Annotated in this window: 19 protein-coding genes; 10 read left to right on the top strand and 9 right to left on the bottom strand. The window is 64.1% G+C overall.

Annotation, left to right across the window (positions count from 1 at the left end; genetic code table 11):
• The first annotated feature begins 67 nt into the window (after positions 1-67).
• Complete coding sequence (locus FZI91_RS15700; RefSeq protein ID WP_155939922.1) at positions 68-1012, top strand: alpha/beta fold hydrolase; 945 nt, start codon at positions 68-70, stop codon at positions 1010-1012.
• A gap of 11 nt (positions 1013-1023) precedes the next feature.
• On the opposite strand, the gene FZI91_RS15695 is transcribed toward FZI91_RS15700, so the two are convergent.
• On the bottom strand, positions 1024-1905 hold the full coding sequence (locus FZI91_RS15695) for a hypothetical protein (protein ID WP_155939920.1): 882 nt from the start codon (positions 1903-1905) through the stop codon (positions 1024-1026).
• Between the two features lie 408 nt (positions 1906-2313).
• Here FZI91_RS15695 and FZI91_RS15690 point away from each other — a divergent pair, with 408 nt between their 5' ends.
• Positions 2314-3411 carry an acyltransferase gene (locus FZI91_RS15690; protein WP_155939919.1) on the top strand — a complete coding sequence of 366 codons (1098 nt, stop codon included), beginning with the start codon at positions 2314-2316 and terminating at the stop codon, positions 3409-3411.
• On the opposite strand, the gene FZI91_RS15685 is transcribed toward FZI91_RS15690, so the two are convergent.
• Genes FZI91_RS15685 through FZI91_RS15670 form a run of 4 tightly spaced genes read right to left on the bottom strand, consistent with a single transcriptional unit; the run spans position 3365 to position 6377 of the window.
• On the bottom strand, positions 3365-3967 hold the full coding sequence (locus FZI91_RS15685) for a TetR/AcrR family transcriptional regulator (RefSeq protein ID WP_155939917.1): 603 nt from the start codon (positions 3965-3967) through the stop codon (positions 3365-3367). The two genes, FZI91_RS15690 and FZI91_RS15685, sit on opposite strands and share 47 nt — an antisense overlap.
• A 5-nt stretch (positions 3968-3972) precedes the next feature.
• Positions 3973-4419, bottom strand: coding sequence for a nuclear transport factor 2 family protein (locus FZI91_RS15680; RefSeq protein WP_155939915.1), 447 nt, complete (start codon positions 4417-4419; stop codon positions 3973-3975).
• Positions 4420-4435: 16 nt separating this feature from the next.
• Positions 4436-5569, bottom strand: a complete 1134-nt coding sequence (locus tag FZI91_RS15675; protein ID WP_162526443.1) for a nitronate monooxygenase family protein — start codon at positions 5567-5569, stop codon at positions 4436-4438.
• Positions 5559-6377, bottom strand: coding sequence for an SDR family NAD(P)-dependent oxidoreductase (locus FZI91_RS15670; protein ID WP_162526444.1), 819 nt, complete (start codon positions 6375-6377; stop codon positions 5559-5561). The genes FZI91_RS15675 and FZI91_RS15670 overlap by 11 nt, the downstream gene beginning before the upstream one ends.
• A gap of 97 nt (positions 6378-6474) precedes the next feature.
• Between FZI91_RS15670 and FZI91_RS15665 the strand changes: the two genes are divergently transcribed.
• The 3 genes from FZI91_RS15665 to FZI91_RS15655 all read left to right on the top strand — a co-directional run bounded on the left by FZI91_RS15665 (position 6475) and on the right by FZI91_RS15655 (position 8811).
• A complete protein-coding gene (locus FZI91_RS15665) occupies positions 6475-7098 on the top strand; it encodes a bifunctional 2-polyprenyl-6-hydroxyphenol methylase/3-demethylubiquinol 3-O-methyltransferase UbiG (RefSeq protein ID WP_155939911.1) in 624 nt (207 codons plus the stop codon).
• 137 nt (positions 7099-7235) lie between these two features.
• Complete coding sequence (locus tag FZI91_RS15660; RefSeq protein ID WP_162526455.1) at positions 7236-8396, top strand: FAD-dependent oxidoreductase; 1161 nt, start codon at positions 7236-7238, stop codon at positions 8394-8396.
• Positions 8397-8400: 4 nt separating this feature from the next.
• Positions 8401-8811: a cupin domain-containing protein gene (locus FZI91_RS15655; RefSeq protein ID WP_155939907.1), complete on the top strand. Its 411-nt coding sequence runs from the start codon at positions 8401-8403 to the stop codon at positions 8809-8811.
• 5 nt (positions 8812-8816) lie between these two features.
• Here the strand turns inward: FZI91_RS15655 and FZI91_RS15650 are convergent, their stop codons facing one another.
• The 3 genes from FZI91_RS15650 to FZI91_RS15640 all read right to left on the bottom strand — a co-directional run bounded on the left by FZI91_RS15650 (position 8817) and on the right by FZI91_RS15640 (position 10167).
• Positions 8817-9269, bottom strand: coding sequence for a TIGR03618 family F420-dependent PPOX class oxidoreductase (locus FZI91_RS15650; protein ID WP_162526445.1), 453 nt, complete (start codon positions 9267-9269; stop codon positions 8817-8819).
• A 74-nt stretch (positions 9270-9343) separates the two neighbouring features.
• The gene (locus tag FZI91_RS15645; RefSeq protein ID WP_155940135.1) at positions 9344-9571 is read right to left on the bottom strand and encodes a YdeI/OmpD-associated family protein; all 228 of its coding nucleotides are present in this window, start codon (positions 9569-9571) and stop codon (positions 9344-9346) included.
• Between the two features lie 35 nt (positions 9572-9606).
• Positions 9607-10167 carry a hypothetical protein gene (locus FZI91_RS15640; protein ID WP_162526447.1) on the bottom strand — a complete coding sequence of 187 codons (561 nt, stop codon included), beginning with the start codon at positions 10165-10167 and terminating at the stop codon, positions 9607-9609.
• A 90-nt stretch (positions 10168-10257) separates the two neighbouring features.
• Here FZI91_RS15640 and FZI91_RS15635 point away from each other — a divergent pair, with 90 nt between their 5' ends.
• On the top strand, positions 10258-11271 hold the full coding sequence (locus FZI91_RS15635) for an alpha/beta hydrolase (RefSeq protein WP_309224165.1): 1014 nt from the start codon (positions 10258-10260) through the stop codon (positions 11269-11271).
• 31 nt (positions 11272-11302) lie between these two features.
• Entirely contained in the window at positions 11303-12715 is a 1413-nt protein-coding gene (locus FZI91_RS15630) for an Hsp70 family protein (protein WP_155939901.1), read from the top strand.
• On the opposite strand, the gene FZI91_RS15625 is transcribed toward FZI91_RS15630, so the two are convergent.
• Positions 12712-13344, bottom strand: a complete 633-nt coding sequence (locus tag FZI91_RS15625) for a TetR/AcrR family transcriptional regulator (protein WP_239001860.1) — start codon at positions 13342-13344, stop codon at positions 12712-12714. The genes FZI91_RS15630 and FZI91_RS15625 overlap by 4 nt on opposite strands.
• Positions 13345-13454: 110 nt before the next feature.
• Here FZI91_RS15625 and FZI91_RS15620 point away from each other — a divergent pair, with 110 nt between their 5' ends.
• The 3 genes from FZI91_RS15620 to FZI91_RS15610 are packed head-to-tail and all read left to right on the top strand — an operon-like array spanning position 13455 to position 16395.
• Positions 13455-14825, top strand: a complete 1371-nt coding sequence (locus FZI91_RS15620) for an NAD(P)/FAD-dependent oxidoreductase (RefSeq protein WP_155939900.1) — start codon at positions 13455-13457, stop codon at positions 14823-14825.
• On the top strand, positions 14822-15622 hold the full coding sequence (locus tag FZI91_RS15615) for an SDR family oxidoreductase (RefSeq protein ID WP_155939898.1): 801 nt from the start codon (positions 14822-14824) through the stop codon (positions 15620-15622). The genes FZI91_RS15620 and FZI91_RS15615 overlap by 4 nt, the downstream gene beginning before the upstream one ends.
• Complete coding sequence (locus FZI91_RS15610) at positions 15622-16395, top strand: acetoacetate decarboxylase family protein (protein WP_162526448.1); 774 nt, start codon at positions 15622-15624, stop codon at positions 16393-16395. Before FZI91_RS15615 ends, FZI91_RS15610 begins: the two co-directional genes overlap by 1 nt.
• The last annotated feature ends 1 nt before the right edge of the window (position 16396 follow it).

The raw sequence follows: 16396 nt of genomic DNA, 5'->3' as shown, positions 1-16396 counted from the left end.
ACCATCTGACGCTGCAGGCGGCCACCCTCAGTCAGCGGCTCATGAAGCCTCAATAGACTTCTTCGCCATGACAGATAGAGACAGGGCGGAATCTGCGCCGACTCAAGCCGAGGGCATCGTCCTCGATGAGAACGGCTCCGGGGTCCAACCGCCGGTCTCCGACCGGATCCGTCGGGCGTTCTGGTGGCTGGAACGACTCGCGCCGGCCATCGGGTCGCGGTGGGCGGTCGAGTTGTGGTGCACCCCACCGGTTATCGAGTCGAGTCTGCGGATGCCCCCCGGCGTCCCTCCAAGCACACCGCTGGAAGCCCACTGGGACGGGCATCGAATTGTCGGCGAGTCATGGGGCGAAGGGCCGACGGTCTACCTCGTCCATGGCTGGGGTGGGCGTCGGCCGCACCTCGGAATGTTCATCAAGCCACTTGTCGCGTCCGGCCATCGTGTGATCGCGTTCGACCTGCCCAGCCACAACGAATCCGCCGAGGGTGCGCTGGCCCCAGGGCGTACCACTCTCATCGAGTGCGCCCACGCGGTCGCGGCGGTCATCCAGGCGCACGGGCCCGCCCGTGCGGTCGTCGCTCATTCCCTCGGCGCGAACGCCACGACATTCGCCGCGGCGCAGGGCGCGCCAGTCGAACGATTAGTGTTCCTGGCGCCGATGGGCGATTTCCCCCTGTACCTGGATCTCTTCGCCGCGCGTCACGGCTTCGGTCGCCGGATCCGTGCGGGCCTGCAACGACGTCTGGAGCGACGTATCGGGATGGTGCTTTCCGAGACCGAGCTTGTCCGGGTCGGCGCCCGCACCGGGCATCCCCCGCTGCTGCTTATCCACGACCCCGATGATCCGGACACGCCCTATGCGTGCAGCGAGCAGCTAGTCCGGTCCTGGCCGGGCGCACAGCTGATGACGACCCGCGGGCTCGGTCGGCTTGCGCATTTCCGAATCCTGCGGCATCGACCGGCAATCACCGCGGGCATCGAATTCATAGGCGCCGCCGGGGACCGCGAGTGAGGCGAACGTGATTAGCCGGCCTGCGCCGGCGTCATGGACTGCTCGTGTTGGGCGGCGCCAAACATAGCGACCGCTACTGCCGAGACGATCGCGACGAGGAAGGCCACGGTCACCAGCCAGCCCAGCCCAGGGCGGGCGGTGTCACCCAAGAGCACTACGCCCGTGACACCGGGTACGACCGTCTCACCGACAACCAACGCTGCCGCGGCGCCGTTGACCGAACCCACCTGCAGCGCAACGGTAAACAGGTAGAAGCCGCCCACTCCCGCGATGATCAGCGCGTAAGCCGCGGGATCGGCGAACAGCACCTTCGGGTGCAGCGGATCAATGCCGTCCAGCACACGTACCGCGACGGCCATTGCGCCATACAGAATCCCCGCCGACAACCCGGCCGGGATCGCGGCGCGGGTCCCGAGCAGGCGAATGAGGCCGATGCCGGTGAGCAGCACGGCCAGCGCGACCACCAGCACGCCCCAGTGAACGGAGGGTGCCACGGCATCCTCGCCGCGATGACCTGCGGTCACGCCCAGCACACATAACGACAGCAGGACGGCGGAGATCGCCAGCCAGTCTCGTCGGTGCAGCCGTACGCCCAGCACCGCGATGCCGAGCACCGCGGTGATCACCAGGTTGGCACTCATAATCGTTTGGGAGAGAAACAGCGGAATTAACCGGGCCGAAACCAGACTGCCTACGAACCCGACGACATCGAGAACCATCCCCGCGATGAACGCAGGAGTGAGCACGGCGGCGACTGTCGACCTTAGTGTTGGGCCGTGGTTGCTCGGTGGCCTCTGGTTCGTGACGGATTGACGAGCGCCGTAGCCCTGCAACACCGAGGCGGTCCCGTATCCGGCGCACGCGAGCAGCGCCGCCGCGATACCAATCAACATGAAACAGCCGCGGCGTGGCGGACGATGGTCGGCATCGGTCGATTGTATTTGCCGTCCGCCGTCGTCCCCCACCCTCCCGGCGACAGCAAATGAACCCGTCGACGCCGGGTCTTTGTGGAAATTCGCATTCGCCAACTCGCGTTCAGCGTCGGCACTCGTACAGTCGTTGCCCGTGCGCTTGTCGAATACGGACGATTCAAAACATATCGGGTTGTCGCCAGCGGCGAATCAGTAAAGCTCCTTGTGTTCCAATGTAATTCGCTCGTGCTGTCTCAGAAAAGCCGGCGGGCTTCGTAAAACAACTGGCGCTTGCGAGCGCTCGCATTTCTCGACAGGCGTAGAACTAATGCTCGGCCGAAATGTGCAGTAGGTTCTTTTGCAAGGAAAACAATCGAGCCGGGGGGTGATATGACGCTTACGCAGGTATTCGATCGGCGCCGCAATGCCTTGACGTTGTGGCGTTTCATTCTCGCGACTGGTGTGGTCTTCTGGCACTCTTGGCCCCTGACCGGCCGCGGGATCAGCTACGAACCGGTGGTGCGATTACTCGGCGACATATTCGCTGACGGATTCTTCGTCATTTCTGGATTCCTCATCACGGCCGCGTGGATGCGCCGGCCACATGTGAAGGAGTACTGGGTTTCCCGCCTCTTACGAATTCTTCCGGGCCTCTGGGCGTGCCTGCTTGTGACTGCATTCGTGATCGCGCCGATCGCTGCCAGAATCCAGCACGCCTCAATCACATGGTCGTCCGAAGTCGGATATGTCGTCAACAACGCCCTGCTCAATGTGGCCTACGAAGGCATCGACGGCACCCCGACGGATGTGCCGTATCCGGGGGTCTGGAACGGATCCATCTGGACCCTGTTCTTTGTGCTGGTTTGCGACCTCATGGTGTCTGTGCTCGGATTTGTCGGTCTACTGAAGCAGCGGTGGGTGATTCCGACACTGTTTGTCCTGGCGACATGTTGGTCGGCTTACGTCTCGTACACACCGCCGCTGTACAGCATGGCGCAGGTGTTGGCTCGATTCTTCGTAGTGTTTCTCGCGGGCGCCCTCCTGTATCAGCACCAGGACAAGGTGCCGGCCCGCTGGTCGTTGGTTGTACTCAGTGTCGCCATCGTGGTGGCGTCCGGGTTCACACAGAACTATCGAGTTATCGGTGCCCTGCCCCTGGCCTACGCCGTCGTGGTCTCGGGTGCACTCGTGCGTAAAGCACGGCTACGCAACGATTTTTCGTACGGCGTCTACATCTACGCATTCCCGATTCAACAGCTGCTGGCCACTTGCGGCCTCTCCCGCTTGAATCCGCTCGTGTTCTTTGTGGTCGCGACGACGGCCACCTTGCCGGTTGCCGCGGCGAGTTGGTTCGTGGTGGAGAAGCGTGCGGCGGCCCTGAAGTCCCGGATTTTCCGGAAGACGGCCCACGTGCGTGCTGTTGCCGCAGACGGTTCTGCCGCTACCGGGAGCCGTACGCGCGCGTCATCACAGTCGTCAGATGGCTGATGATGTCCTGTGGTGGAGTCCGATCGGCGATGAGGTGCATGACAATTGCGCCGCGCAGCGTGTTGAGGGTGAGTCGGGCGTCGATACCCGGGACGGCCTCGCCCCTGGCAATGGCTTGTTCGATGATCACCTGAAGTTGATGTTCAAGCGGACTGAGTGTTCCCGCCTCCAATCCGGGCATGTCCGTCGTGGCATCGCTATCGGCCATCAACCCGATGATTCCGGCGCGCACCGCCGGATCGCAGGCGTATTCGACAATGCGGCTGATGAATTCGTGCAGGTCGGCCTGCAGGTTCCCGAATGATGTTGTGGTCCAATCGGATGCGAATTCGCCGAACAAAGTCTCAGACACCAGCGCCGCCCGGGTAGGCCACCACCGGTAGATTAGATGCCGAGTAACGTTTGCCCGAGCGGCGACCCGCGAGAAGTTCAGCTCGGTGTAGCCGCGTTCGGCGAGAATCTCGCGGGCCGCGGCCAGCACGGCCTGGTGTCGTGCCGTATCGCGCGGTCGCCCAGATGTTTTGATGATCTCGTCGGCGTCCATGGCCTCCATCATCTCAGTCAGGTTTGATTGAGCTCGCCAACGACCTGGCCGGACAGTGCGGCCAGGGCTCTGCTGACCACGACGGGATTGTCGTACTCCTGCCACCGAGCGATCAGCCCATCGGTGAGTTCGAACAAACCGATGTACTCGTTTCGGTAGGCGGTGCCCTGACCACGCACGCTGCAGTCGCCGGTGTACGTGGCGATCACTATCGTGGGGTCGAGGAGATCGAAAACCTGGGTGACCGTTATCTCGAACTTATCGAAGGTGGCGAAGATGCCTTCGAGCAGTTGGATGAACCCGTCCCTGTCCAGGTCCGGCACGGCCTCCTCATAGGGCAACCGGAAGAACAGCGTCTCGTGCAGTTCGGCTCGCACCTTGTTGATGTCGAGGGCCGTGATTCCGGCCAACGCGCGCACGACCGACTCCTTATTGCTCTCGCGGATCTGGATGTGATCAGTCATCGCAGTGCACCTTTCGCTATTGCTGACTATGGCGCGCCATCACGGCGCCCAGGCGTTGTGTGGTTGCGATCCATTCCGTGACGATGTCGTGCACCAGATCACGGGCGGTCCGGATTTTGTCTATCGATCCGACAATCTGCCCGGCAGGTGACCCGGAGAGCTCCGGAGACTGGGCGCGCATGAACCGTCGATATGCGCGTCCGTACACGATCCCTTGTAAGGGCATGGGAAGAGTTCCGGGTGAGTCGGGCCCCTCCCACGCCGCGGTCCACGCGGTGCGAATCTGCCGGGCGGGCTTGCCCGTCATGGATCGGGAACGCACGGTATCTGTGTAGTCAGCGCGCAGCAGGTTCTGCACCACCCACGGCGCGGTTGATGCTTCCGCGACAGTGAGCCAGATCGATCCTGTCCATACGCCTTGCGCGCCGAGAGCCATTGCGGCAGCCATCTGTCGCCCGCTGCCGACACCGCCGGCCGCCAGTACTGGAACATCGGGGCCGACGGTGTCCACGACAGCGGGCACCAACACCATGGTGGAGATTTCGCCGCAGTGCCCACCGGCTTCGGTGCCCTGCGCGATCACTACATCCACGCCGGCGGCCACATTGCGCCGCGCGTGCTCCGGTGTGCCGCACAGCGCTCCTACCAAGATGCCCTTCGCATGGGCAGCGGTGATCGCGTACTCCGGCGGCGGCCCCAACGCGTTGATAATCATCGAGACCGGGTGATTCAGTGCCGTTTTCAGCTGCCCGGGCACCTGTACTTCGACACGCAGCCCCGTCGCCACCACGGCTGCGTCATCGTCGTCGGGTGACGGCGGCACGCCATGGTCGGCGAGCAGTTTTTCAGTGAACTCGCGATGCTCAGGCGGGATCATCGCTTCTAGTTCTGCGGGACTGTGCTGCGTGCCTTGGCCGACGAACTTCTGCGGCATGGCGAAATCGACTCCGTACGGCCGCCCGCCGGCGTGTTCGTCGATCCATGACAACTCGGCCTCTAGCTGTTCGGCATCAAATGCCAACGCGCCCAACACTCCGAATCCTCCGGCGCGGCTCACCGCGGCCACTACGTCGCGGCAGTGCGAGAAGGCGAACAGCGGGAACTCGATACCCAGCCGTTCCTCGATCGGTAGCGATCGGTCAGTGTGCACTGACCGTCATCTCCTCGAAATCCGCTTGCACAGCGGGGATATGCGCGGCGCCGTTGGGCAGTACCCAAAACTGGCCGGTCTTCACCGCCGCAACCACCATCGCCGCCGCATCGTCGGGGGTCATCGAATCTGGGTTCGCTCGAACGTCCATGAGCTGCAGCATCACGGTGGTGATCTCGTCAACTTCTTGTCCGGAGGCGAGGACTCGCGACTTCATGGTCTCGGCGATGGGAGTGGCGACCATACCCGGACACACCACGCTGACCCCGATGTTGCTATCGCCAAGTTCTGCCCGGAGGCCCTTCGACAATCCGACCACGCCGTGCTTTGCGGTCGCGTAGGGGCCGATGAACGGCCCGGTGAGCAGTCCACCCATCGACGCGATGTTGACGATGTGGCCTTGCTCGCCCGACTCCAGCATTCGGGGAATGAACGAGCGCACCCCGTTGATTACGCCCCACAGGCAGCAGTCCACGACCCACTTCCAGTCGGCGAGAGACAGTTCCCACTGGCGGCCCATTGTCGAGACGCCCGCATTGTTGCAGACCAGATGTGCGCTGCCAAAGATGTCAAAAGTTTTTTGCGCCAACGCTTCCACGGAAGCGGGATCACCGACATCCGTCACGCTCCCCTCGCATTCCACCCCCCGGCTACGCAGCCCCTCCACCGCCGCCTGTAGCCGATCCGGATTGATGTCGGCCAGCATCACCCGCATCCCCTGAGCGCCGAAGGCGGCGGCCATCGCGGCGCCGATCCCCGACGCCGCGCCCGTCACCACGGCGGTCTTGCCTGCGAGGTCCTCGATCACGTCGGCTCCGTTCCGGTCGTCGTTGACTTTCCACACAGAGTGTGTCGAAACACGGTGGCTGTGGCAAGCCCCAGTTTTCGCTTGCGACAATGGACGCATGGTTGAGCAGAGTCTGTGGATGCAGAAGGTCGCGGCCGATCCTGGCCATTCGCAGTGGTACATCGAACGCTTTCGCTCCTTGGCGCGTGACGGTGAGGATCTGTCCGGTGAGGCTCGGTTCGTGGATGCGATGGTGCCGCGCGGTGCCCGCATCCTCGACGCGGGTTGTGGCGCCGGTCGGGTGGGTGGATCCCTTTCTGCGGCAGGCCATCACGTCGTCGGTGTCGATGTCGACCCGGCGCTTATCGAGGCGGCCGGACAAGACCACCCGGGACCGCAGTGGTTGGTTGGCGACCTTGCCGAACTCGATCTGCCCGCACGTGGCATCGCCGAGCCGTTCGACGTCATCGTCTCGGCCGGAAATGTCATGGCGTTTCTCGCTCCAAGCACTCGTGTCCAGGTGCTAGGGCGATTGCGGGCCCATCTCGCCGAGGACGGTCGGGCCGTAATCGGGTTCGGTGCCGGCCGCGACTACGCGTTCACCCAATTCCTCGACGACGCGGCAGCGGCTGAGCTCACGCCGGATCTGCTGCTCTCCACCTGGGACCTACGGCCTTTCGTCGATAACTCCGATTTCCTCGTCGCGGTGCTTCGGGAGGGAAACGCACGTCGTGAACGCTGAGGCCCACGGCACGGCGGCCGCGCCAGGCAAGTCGCGATCACTGGGATGGAGCAGCGCAGTTTGCAGCGACGCTCGGCGTGTCGGGACGTGATCGGGCGGGTGTCACGATTCATGCCACGCCCGCCCCGGAAATTACCGTGAGTCGCCGACGGGTCGTTATCGCCGGGCTCGGCGACAGCGGTCTGCTCACCGCAATCCGGCTCGGCCAACATTGCGATGTTGTGGGGATCTCGGTCAAGCCCGGCTTGGTCAGCGGCCAAGAGCTGGGTGTGCGGTTGTCGCGCCCCGACGAATGGGCGCGCAACTATTGGGTCCCATTCGACCGGTTTCGCGGACTGGACCGCGTGCGTACCCTGCACGCCGCGCTCACCGGCGTCGACCTCGGCGCCCGCACGGTTTTCGCCCGCAGCGCCGACGGCTCAGCGTTGGCGGAACCGTATGACACGTTGATTATCTCGACCGGTGTCAGCAATGGCTTCTGGAGACAGCCGACTCTGCAGTCGAGTACCGAAGTGGCTGCGGACCTACGCGCGGCACACGCGTGCCTGGCCTCCGCACACACGGCAGTCGTCATTGGCGGAGGGGCCGCTGCAGTGAGTAGCGCCGGCAACCTCGCGATGACGTGGCCGAATCTGCAAGTCGACCTGTACTTCCCCGGCGAGCGCGCGCTGACGCAGCACGCGCCGCGAGTGTGGGAACGGATCCGTCGGCGGCTGAACGAACTTCGAGTCGGGCTACATCCCGGGCACCGCGCGCTCATCCCCGAGGGGTTCGCCGTGAACCGGATCACGGACGAGCCGGTTCAGTGGAGCTCCGGGCAAACGCCGGCACGTGCCGATGCGGTGGTGTGGGCTATAGGTCGCGTCCGGCCCAATACCGAATGGCTTCCCACGGAGGTACTCGACGAGCACGGCTTCGTGCGTGTGACACCGCAGCTGCAGGTCCCCCGTTATACCGACGTATTCGCGGTCGGCGACGTCGCGGCCAGCGACCCGCTGCGCACCTCTGCCCGCAACCGCGCCGATCGGCTTGTTGCCCACAATGTTCGCGCCCGGTTCGCGGGGCGGGCCTTGCGTGCATATCGCCCGCCGAAGCATCGATGGGGTTCGGTACTCGGAACGCAACCCGACGGGCTGGAGGTCTTCACACCCTCGGGCCACGCATTCCGCTTCCCCGCGTGGTCGATAGACCGCGTACTGCAACCCTGGATCGTCAGGCGCGGTATCTATCGCGGCATCCGCCACAATTCGCCGTTTTCGTCCATCGACGAAGCGCTCGAATCACCCCGAAAGGATTGATCGCATGAACGTCGGTAGCAAGAGCGTCATTGCGACCTGTGCTGGCCTTGCGGCTCTGGCCACGGCGTGCGGGTCAACTCCCCCGACCTCGCGTGAACCGGTCAGCCGCACCGACTTACAGCGCCACGATCTAAGCACTCCGGGGCACGAGGCCCTGCAGACACGCGTCGATTTCCAGCCGGGCGCCACCGCCGCGCGCCACAAACATCCCGGCGAGGAAATCATCTACGTACTCAAGGGCACGTTGGTCTACGACATCGACGGTCAGGGATCGAAGACCGTCACGGCCGGTGACGTACTGTTCGTCCCCCCTGAGACCTTCCATTCCGTCCGCAACATCGGCGACGACGAGGGTTCGGAACTTGCCACCTACGTCGTCGAGAAGAACAAGCCGCTCGTCGTTCTGGCGAAGTAGGAGAACTAGCCAGTCGTCGGATTGGAATAGACACGGCGGGGCGTAATGAAGACTGCCGCCCGCCGTTCCTCGGCCATCACGCGGTCGTAGGTGTCCCAGTCGTCATGGGTGCCGCCGGCAGCCTGAAAGATGGTGCGCAACAAAAGCCGTAGGGCTTCCCCGTCGACGCCGGGATCGGGGTCGTCAGGTCCGAGGATCTCTGCGGAGCCTTCGACGGTTGCCCACTGCCATCCGGCGCGAACCACGATGGTGGCCCGCGGGTCGGTGCGCAGGTGGTCCAGCTTCCGGGTGCCCCCTGCCGCCACCAACGCGACGATCGGTGCTCCGGTACGTGGATGCGGCATGACGCCGGCATTGATCACCGACGATTGAATCCCGCCGTCAGCGCGCAGCGTGCTCAGCACGCACAGCCCATTATCGAGTTCAACCAACTCGGCGAACGCGGTTATGTCCGTCACGATGGGGATTTCCTTCCCGTACTTCCCCCGCGGTTACCGCCACCAACTGTAGGCGTCGTGGCCCGAGCCTGGACTTACTTGCCGGTGCGCTCGCGGTGCTTGCATCCGGGCCAGCAGCAGGGGCGGCGCTTGCCTTCTTCGAGTTCCTCCTGGGTTCGCCGAATGCGGCGCTCCCGGGTGACCTTCTGCTTGGCGTCCTCGACCCAACAGATGAACTCGTTGCGTCCCAACGGCGTGATGTCCTGCCACAGGGCCAGCGCCGTGGGGTTCCCGACGAGCGCGGTACGCAGATCCGTGGGCAGCGTGTGCACTACCCCGCCCTCGACCTTCGGACCACTCACGGGGCCGGGTTTTCCGGAGCCGGACCTGTCGGCTCATACCCGGGCGGCGGCGGACCGTTCAACGACTGGTACCCGGGTGGCAGTGGCGGACCGCTGGGTGCCGGTCCGGCATACGGGTCTCGCGGCGCCCTCGGGGTCGACGAGCCCGGATCGGTCATCGAGATGTAGCCCGGGGGCAGCTTCGGCGCGGGACCGGCTCCGGCGGGTGGCGGCGCGACCGTTCCCTCCTGGACTCCGGCAGCCCCCTCCATGTTGCCGTCGCGCGCTTGATGCCAGAGATCCCGAATCGTTCCGAGCGGGCCGGACCCGGTCCCAGATCCGTACACCGGGTTCGCGATCTCGGGGACCTGCGGTCCGCCAGGTGGTGGAGGTGGCGGCGGACCGAGGGGTTCGGAGGCCGCAGCTGCCGCGTCGGGGGTCGACGGCCCAGGGCCCGGTGCCACAGGATCCGCGACGGCCACTGCGGACAGAGATAGCGCACTACCTGCGATGATCACGGCTGCGAACGCTGACTTTGCCGTGCTGACTGCCGGCCTAACGCGCTGTCCTTCGGTCATGAATCCGGGTGTCCTCTCTGCCGGAACGTTCAGCCATGGTCGCACAGGTATTCGCGGGTGTGCAGTGCACGATGCGGCAGACTCATTTTCGTGGAAGCACCTCGCACGTTCAACAGACGCGGTTTCTCCAAGGTGGTGCTCACAGCGGCGGCCGGTGCTGCGACGCTCGCCGCGTGCAGTGGGGCGACTGTCGAGACCACGCCCCAGCCCCCGCAGTTCCCGCCGCTCAAACAGATAGACGCGGGTCTCCTCAACGTCGGCTACATCGAGGACGGCCCTCCCAACGGGACGCCGGTAATCCTTTTACACGGTTGGCCCTATGACATCCACAGCTACATCGACGTGGTTCCGCTGTTGGCGGCACGGGGATTTCGGGTGCTGGTGCCCTATCTGCGTGGCTACGGCAGCACCCGGTTCCTGTCCGGCGAGACGTTTCGCAACGGTCAACAGGCCGCACTAGCCACCGATGTCATCGACTTCATGGATGCGCTCAAGATTCCGTCGGCGGTGATCGCCGGATTTGACTGGGGCGCGAGGGATGCAAACATTGTCGCCGCGATCTGGCCCGAGCGGGTCAAAGCACTTGTCGCGGTGAGTGGTTACCTCATCGTGAACCTGGAAACCAACCAGCAGCCGCTGTCACCGCAGGCGGAGCTGGGCTGGTGGTATCAGTACTACTTCTCCACCGACCGCGGTCTGCGCGGCTACCGGCAGAACACCCACGAATTCAACAAGCTGATCTGGCACAACGCCTCGCCGACATGGAAATTCGATGACGCCACCTATGACCGGTCGGCAGCGGCATTCGACAATCCCGACCACGTTGACGTCGTCATCCACAACTACCGTTGGCGCCTTGGGCTGGCTAAGGGGGAACGGCGTTACGACGGCATCGAAACCACATTGTCGGCCAAGCCCACCATCGCCGTGCCGACCATCACCATCGGCAGCGATTTCGACGGACCCGCCAAGGACGGATCGCCCTACCGCAAGATGTTCACCGGCAAGTACGCCCACCGAATACTCGACGGGATCGGACACAATGTCCCGCAGGAAGCACCCAGAGAGTTCGCCGCCGCGATCGCCGACGCCAACGCCCTCTAGAATCGCCAAGGAACAGGCGAACAGGTAGGGAATGAATTCACTCGGATTGTCGATCGGGGCTACGCAGCTGGTTGCCACCGATGGCAACGCTGACGGCGTTCCCGTCGTGCGAAGTTCGATACTGACACTGCACGAGGACCGGCCTTCGGAGGTCGGGATCCCGGCCGAGTCCGGCCTGACCCTCACCGGATTCGTCGACCGAGTCGGAGACCCGGTGGGGATCGTCGGGGCAGACGGATCCGTGCACAGCGCAGATTGGGCACTGGCCGAGGCCATCCGTGTCCTCATCGCCGACGCGGCGGTCGACGCGCGATTCGACACTCCCCCCGCGCTCGCGGTCGCGGTGCCCGCGCATTGGGGCGCACAGTCGGTCGCTGCGCTCCGTGCCGCCATCGACCGAGTGCCGGCGCTGGCACCCGGTGGGCAACCGACGAAGCTAGTGCTCGACGCGCAGGCAGCGCTGGTGAGTTCCCGTGATCGCCTCCCCGATCGAGGCGTCATCGTGGTGTGTGATTTCGGCGGCACCGGGACCAGCATCACGCTGGCCGATCCCGCAGCCAATTTTGAACGGATCGGCGAAACGGTTCGCGATCGCGACTTCTCCGGTCAACGGATCGATCAGGAGCTGTTGCTTCAGGTTCTCGCCGACCTGAACCAGGACCCGGACGGAACGGCGTCGTTGGGCGCCTTGACTCGGCTGCGTGATCGGTGTCGCGCCGCCAAGGAACACCTTTCGACAGACACCGCCACGGTGGTCCCGGTCGAGCTGCCCGGTATCAGCGCCGACGTGCGGCTCACTCGAGGCGATTTAGAGGACGGCATCAGGGAGCCGCTCGCCGCGTTGATCGTCAAGGTCCGCAAGGTCTTGGAGCAAAACGACATTCAGCCCGCCAGCGTCTCGGCCGTTTTCACCATAGGCGGAGGATCTGCTATACCGCTTGTTACCCAACAGCTTTCGGAGCACATGCGAAGCCCGATCATCCCCGCGCCGCAGCCTAGGCTCGCCGCCGCGCTCGGGGCGGCCATCATGGCCGGTCAGCCCGATGACCTGCCGTCGCTTGAACAGACGCAGATGAGGCCGGTGCCCACCGGTGACGACACCGCGAAGAGCCCAGCGTCTGCGCCCATCGACACAGTCGAATCGGGTCTCGCGTGGTCGCAGGCCGACACGTCCCCGGAACTACAGGAGTTTCAGGACTACAACACACCGGTCACCGCTGCTCGGCCGGAGGTCACCTTCAGTCCCGGACCGGGCGACTACCGCGACGCCGAACGAATGCGTTGGTTCCAACGGCCCGTGCTCTGGTTCTTTGTCGCGGCGGTGTTCTCCGCGGCGGTATTCACCGCGCTTTTCATCGCATGGCAAGACCGCGACGACGACACCGCGCCGTCGACGACGCGCTCGTCGCCCACGACGACAGCGTCAAGTACACCGCACCCCTAAGGCGGGCTCAGTCGCGCGAAAGCGGAAACAAAAAGCTTCTGAAGCGATTTCATGAGTCGCGCGCGCGGGTATGTGTCGGGATCGGTGAGCAGCAGGCGCCCGGATTCCAACGCCGCGGCCAGCAGATGACGTGCCAACAGCTCGTGGTCTTCATTGGCGTCGAAATTGCTTGATTCCCTGAGTATTTCCGCGAGTTGATATGTAATTGCGGCCCTGCCGCGTTCGACCCGTTTGTGGAATGCGGGTGTGCCACTGTCGACGACGAGGTAGATCGCCCGCCAGCGCAGCGGTGCGTCGGCGACCGCCCGTAGGAAGGTGTCGAGCAGATGGTTCATCGCCTCGACGAGGTCTGTCTCCCCCGCCGCCGGGATGGCGTGCGCGATCTGTTCGAAGACCCGCTTCTCTTCTCTGTCGAGTGAGCTGCGCAGCAGGTGGTTGGTGTCGGTGAACAGGCCATAGACGACGGGTCTGGTGACGCCGGCGCGGCGGGCGACCGCATCCATGCTCACTGCTCCGACACCGTCGGTGTTGATGATGTCCAGCACCCCGTCCAGGAGCTGCTCGCGTCGTTCCTCCGGCGTCATCCGCGGCGCATAGGCGCGATTGCGTCGCGGTGTGACGGCGGGCATCGGTAGGCGCATCCTTCCACTGTTCATCGGCGACGGGTTGCAAAGCTACATAACTGTATCTTATAGTCCCTCTCCAAAGCTACATATCTGTAGCTTTGGAGAGGATTGGCATGACGGTACCCGCTTCCAGCGGCCGGTTTTGCATCATTGGCGCTGGTTATGTAGGTAATGGGATGGCCCGTGCGTTCCGGCAGTCTGGAATTGACTACGACCATTTCGAAGCCACCGACGCGATCGGCGGGAACTGGTCACACGGGGTATATGACTCGACACACCTGATCAGTTCGAAGGCCTCCACTCAATACGTCGAGTACCCGATGCCCGCGGACTATCCCACCTTCCCCAGCGGGGCACAGATGCTTGCCTACCTCAACGACTACGTAGATCACTTCGGATTACGGGACAACATCGAGTTCGGCACCGAGGTGGTCAAGGTCCGCCCGTTGGATCGCAAAGGCATGACAGGGTGGTCGGTCGAGTTGGCCACCGGCGAGGTCCGCACGTATCTAGGTGTCGTGGTCGCCAATGGCCACTACTGGGAACGGAACATCCCGGCTTATCCGGGCAGGTTCACCGGCCGACAATTGCACTCCAAGGACTACAAGCGGCCTGCAGATTTTGGTGACGGTGAACGGGTACTCGTTGTTGGCGCGGGTAACTCGGCCAGCGATGTGGCCGTCGAGGCCTCGGCGACCTTTGGTCATGCCGACATCTCGATGCGCGGCGGCTATTGGTTTATCCCCAAAACGATCTGCGGCATCGCCGTTTCTGAACTGGACCGGTTATGGGTGCCCATGGCGGTGCAGCGACCGGTATTCAAGCTCCTTCTGAGGTTGTCGTACGGCTCGTACCGCCGATACGGGCTCGACGCGCCCGATCATCGGCTGTTCGAGAAGGACGTGACGGTGAACTCCTCGCTGATGTACGCACTACAGCACGGCAGGGTTTCGCGCCGCCGGGAGATCGAGCGATTCGACGGCACTACAGTGAATTTCGTCGACGGAACCGCCCGCGACTATGACGTCATCGTCTGGGCCACCGGTTTCCGCACCCGATTCCCGTTCCTCGACGAGTCGATGTTCGTGTGGGAGAAGGGCAACCCGCTCCTCGTCGAGCATGTACTGGTCCCTGGGTACGCCAATATCTATCTTTGGGGCCTGGTGGCACCGCGATCCGGTGCTGGACGCATCATCTCCGCCGGTTCGGAATTCATGGCTGAAATCGTTGAGCTACAACGGCTCTTCCCGGTCCCGCTCGCGGACCTGGCTGCCTCGCGCCTAAGTGCCCGGTCTTCGATGCTCGCGGGTTCGGCCGAAATCTTGGGCCGGATTCGCCTGCTACGGAGCGCGATCCGTTGGTATGCGCGTCGAGCTCGAGTGCTCGGGGGCAGCCTAGCCGCTCGCACGCTCATCTCGTTGGAGTCGAGTCAGCCCGCCCCGTATGTCCCAGAATCCATCCCGAGTGAGGAGCCAGTCGCATGAGCCTGCCCACCCCTACCCCGCGCAGTCGCGCGGTGGTGACCGGAGCATCGTCGGGAATCGGCATCGCGTTGGCCGAACAACTCGCGCAAAGGGGCTATTCGCTCATCGTGGTGGCCCGCCGCGAGGATCGGCTCCGGACACTCGCCTCGCAGCTGCAAGATGCATACCGAATCGCCGTGGAGGTCCGCGCATGCGATCTCGCGGACCGCGATGCGCGCGGGAAGCTGGCCGATGAACTTCGTGACCGCGAGATATCGATCCTGTGCAACAACGCGGGCTACGCAACCTACGGCGATATTGCCGAACTGTCCGTGGAACGTGAGATGCGTGAGGTCGAGGTCAATTCCGTTGCAGTGCATGAACTGACGCTGGCAGTGCTGCCCGGAATGCTGGAACGCAAGGTCGGTGCCATCCTCGTTACAGGGTCCACGGCGGGAAACCAGCCCGGCCCGGGCAACGCCACCTACGCTGCGTCGAAGGCATTCGCCAACACCTTCGCCGAGTCCCTGCATGGCGAGCTGCGTGGTACCGGGGTTTCCTGCACCCTGCTGGCCCCCGGCCCGGTGCGCACCGAGTTCAGCGAGGTCGCCGAACTGTCGAATCTCGAACGCCTGCTGCCCGATCCACTGTGGGTGAGCGCCGAGCAGGCGGCAGCGGTCGCCATCGCGGGAGCGTCCAAGGGCAAGCGGCGCGTGGTGCCGGGTGCCTTCGCCAAGGTGCAGACCGTCAGCGGTCAGTACACCCCCCGCCCGATCATCGGGCCGATACTGCGGGCCGTCTACGGAAAGGTCAGATAGTGGACTGGGAACCTACCGTCCGTACCAATGGTCGCCGGATCGGGAGTGACATCAGGCGTGCCCTCGCCATCGGAGACCCACGGCGCACGCTGTACCGCGATGCTCATTACTTCACAGCCACCGTCGAAGTAGACCCTGATCGGATGCGGCAATGGCTGCCGGCCGGGGTGCGACTCGCCGAACCTGGTCGCGCAGACGTATTCACGGCGTACTTCCCGGACTGCAACTACGGCTCGGTCTATCACGAGGCGGGACTGTTCGTACACATCAAGGCGCGCGGAAAGACCGGGATCCATTGCCCGTGGATGATTCTCGACGATGACGTTGCCCTCATCCTGGGTCGTGAGCTCCTGGGATACCCGAAGAAGCTCGGTGAGATCGACTGGCAGCTGGGCGAGGACACGATCCGTGCGACCGCGACGCGGAGGGGGCAGAGGCTCATCACGATGGGCGGTCGCCTAGGCGAGGTGATGACGGATGCGCCGCCCATCCTGGGACGCCCACACCGCAACGTCGCAAGTCTGACCGGCGCATTCCTGCCCTGGGTGCTGGCATTCACCCCGGGTGAAATGCCCATCGAGGTGCGCCGCATCGAGGATGCGCACCTGGAAATCGGTGGATCCGAACGGGATCCGATCGATCAGATGGGTCTGGGCCGCATCGTGGAGGCACGCCTGCATCGCGTCGACCTCACCGCCGGACTGCCCCCGATCCCCATCAGGCCCCTCACTCCCCTCTTCACCGCCACCCGCCTACGACCGAGAGTTCTCTGAG

This window comes from Mycobacteroides sp. CBMA 271, assembly GCF_009729205.1.
In the GTDB taxonomy this organism is placed as follows: domain Bacteria; phylum Actinomycetota; class Actinomycetes; order Mycobacteriales; family Mycobacteriaceae; genus Mycobacterium.
This window is presented reverse-complemented; position numbering and strand designations above follow the sequence as displayed.

Coding starts and splice junctions, on each gene's coding strand:
- FZI91_RS15700 (WP_155939922.1), top strand. CDS start 68: ATGACAGATAGAGACAGGGCGGAATCTGCGCCGACTCAAGCCGAGGGC.
- FZI91_RS15695 (WP_155939920.1), bottom strand. CDS start 1,905: ATGTTGATTGGTATCGCGGCGGCGCTGCTCGCGTGCGCCGGATACGGG.
- FZI91_RS15690 (WP_155939919.1), top strand. CDS start 2,314: ATGACGCTTACGCAGGTATTCGATCGGCGCCGCAATGCCTTGACGTTG.
- FZI91_RS15685 (WP_155939917.1), bottom strand. CDS start 3,967: ATGATGGAGGCCATGGACGCCGACGAGATCATCAAAACATCTGGGCGA.
- FZI91_RS15680 (WP_155939915.1), bottom strand. CDS start 4,419: ATGACTGATCACATCCAGATCCGCGAGAGCAATAAGGAGTCGGTCGTG.
- FZI91_RS15665 (WP_155939911.1), top strand. CDS start 6,475: ATGGTTGAGCAGAGTCTGTGGATGCAGAAGGTCGCGGCCGATCCTGGC.
- FZI91_RS15655 (WP_155939907.1), top strand. CDS start 8,401: ATGAACGTCGGTAGCAAGAGCGTCATTGCGACCTGTGCTGGCCTTGCG.
- FZI91_RS15640 (WP_162526447.1), bottom strand. CDS start 10,167: ATGACCGAAGGACAGCGCGTTAGGCCGGCAGTCAGCACGGCAAAGTCA.
- FZI91_RS15630 (WP_155939901.1), top strand. CDS start 11,303: ATGAATTCACTCGGATTGTCGATCGGGGCTACGCAGCTGGTTGCCACC.
- FZI91_RS15625 (WP_239001860.1), bottom strand. CDS start 13,344: ATGCCCGCCGTCACACCGCGACGCAATCGCGCCTATGCGCCGCGGATG.
- FZI91_RS15620 (WP_155939900.1), top strand. CDS start 13,455: ATGACGGTACCCGCTTCCAGCGGCCGGTTTTGCATCATTGGCGCTGGT.
- FZI91_RS15615 (WP_155939898.1), top strand. CDS start 14,822: ATGAGCCTGCCCACCCCTACCCCGCGCAGTCGCGCGGTGGTGACCGGA.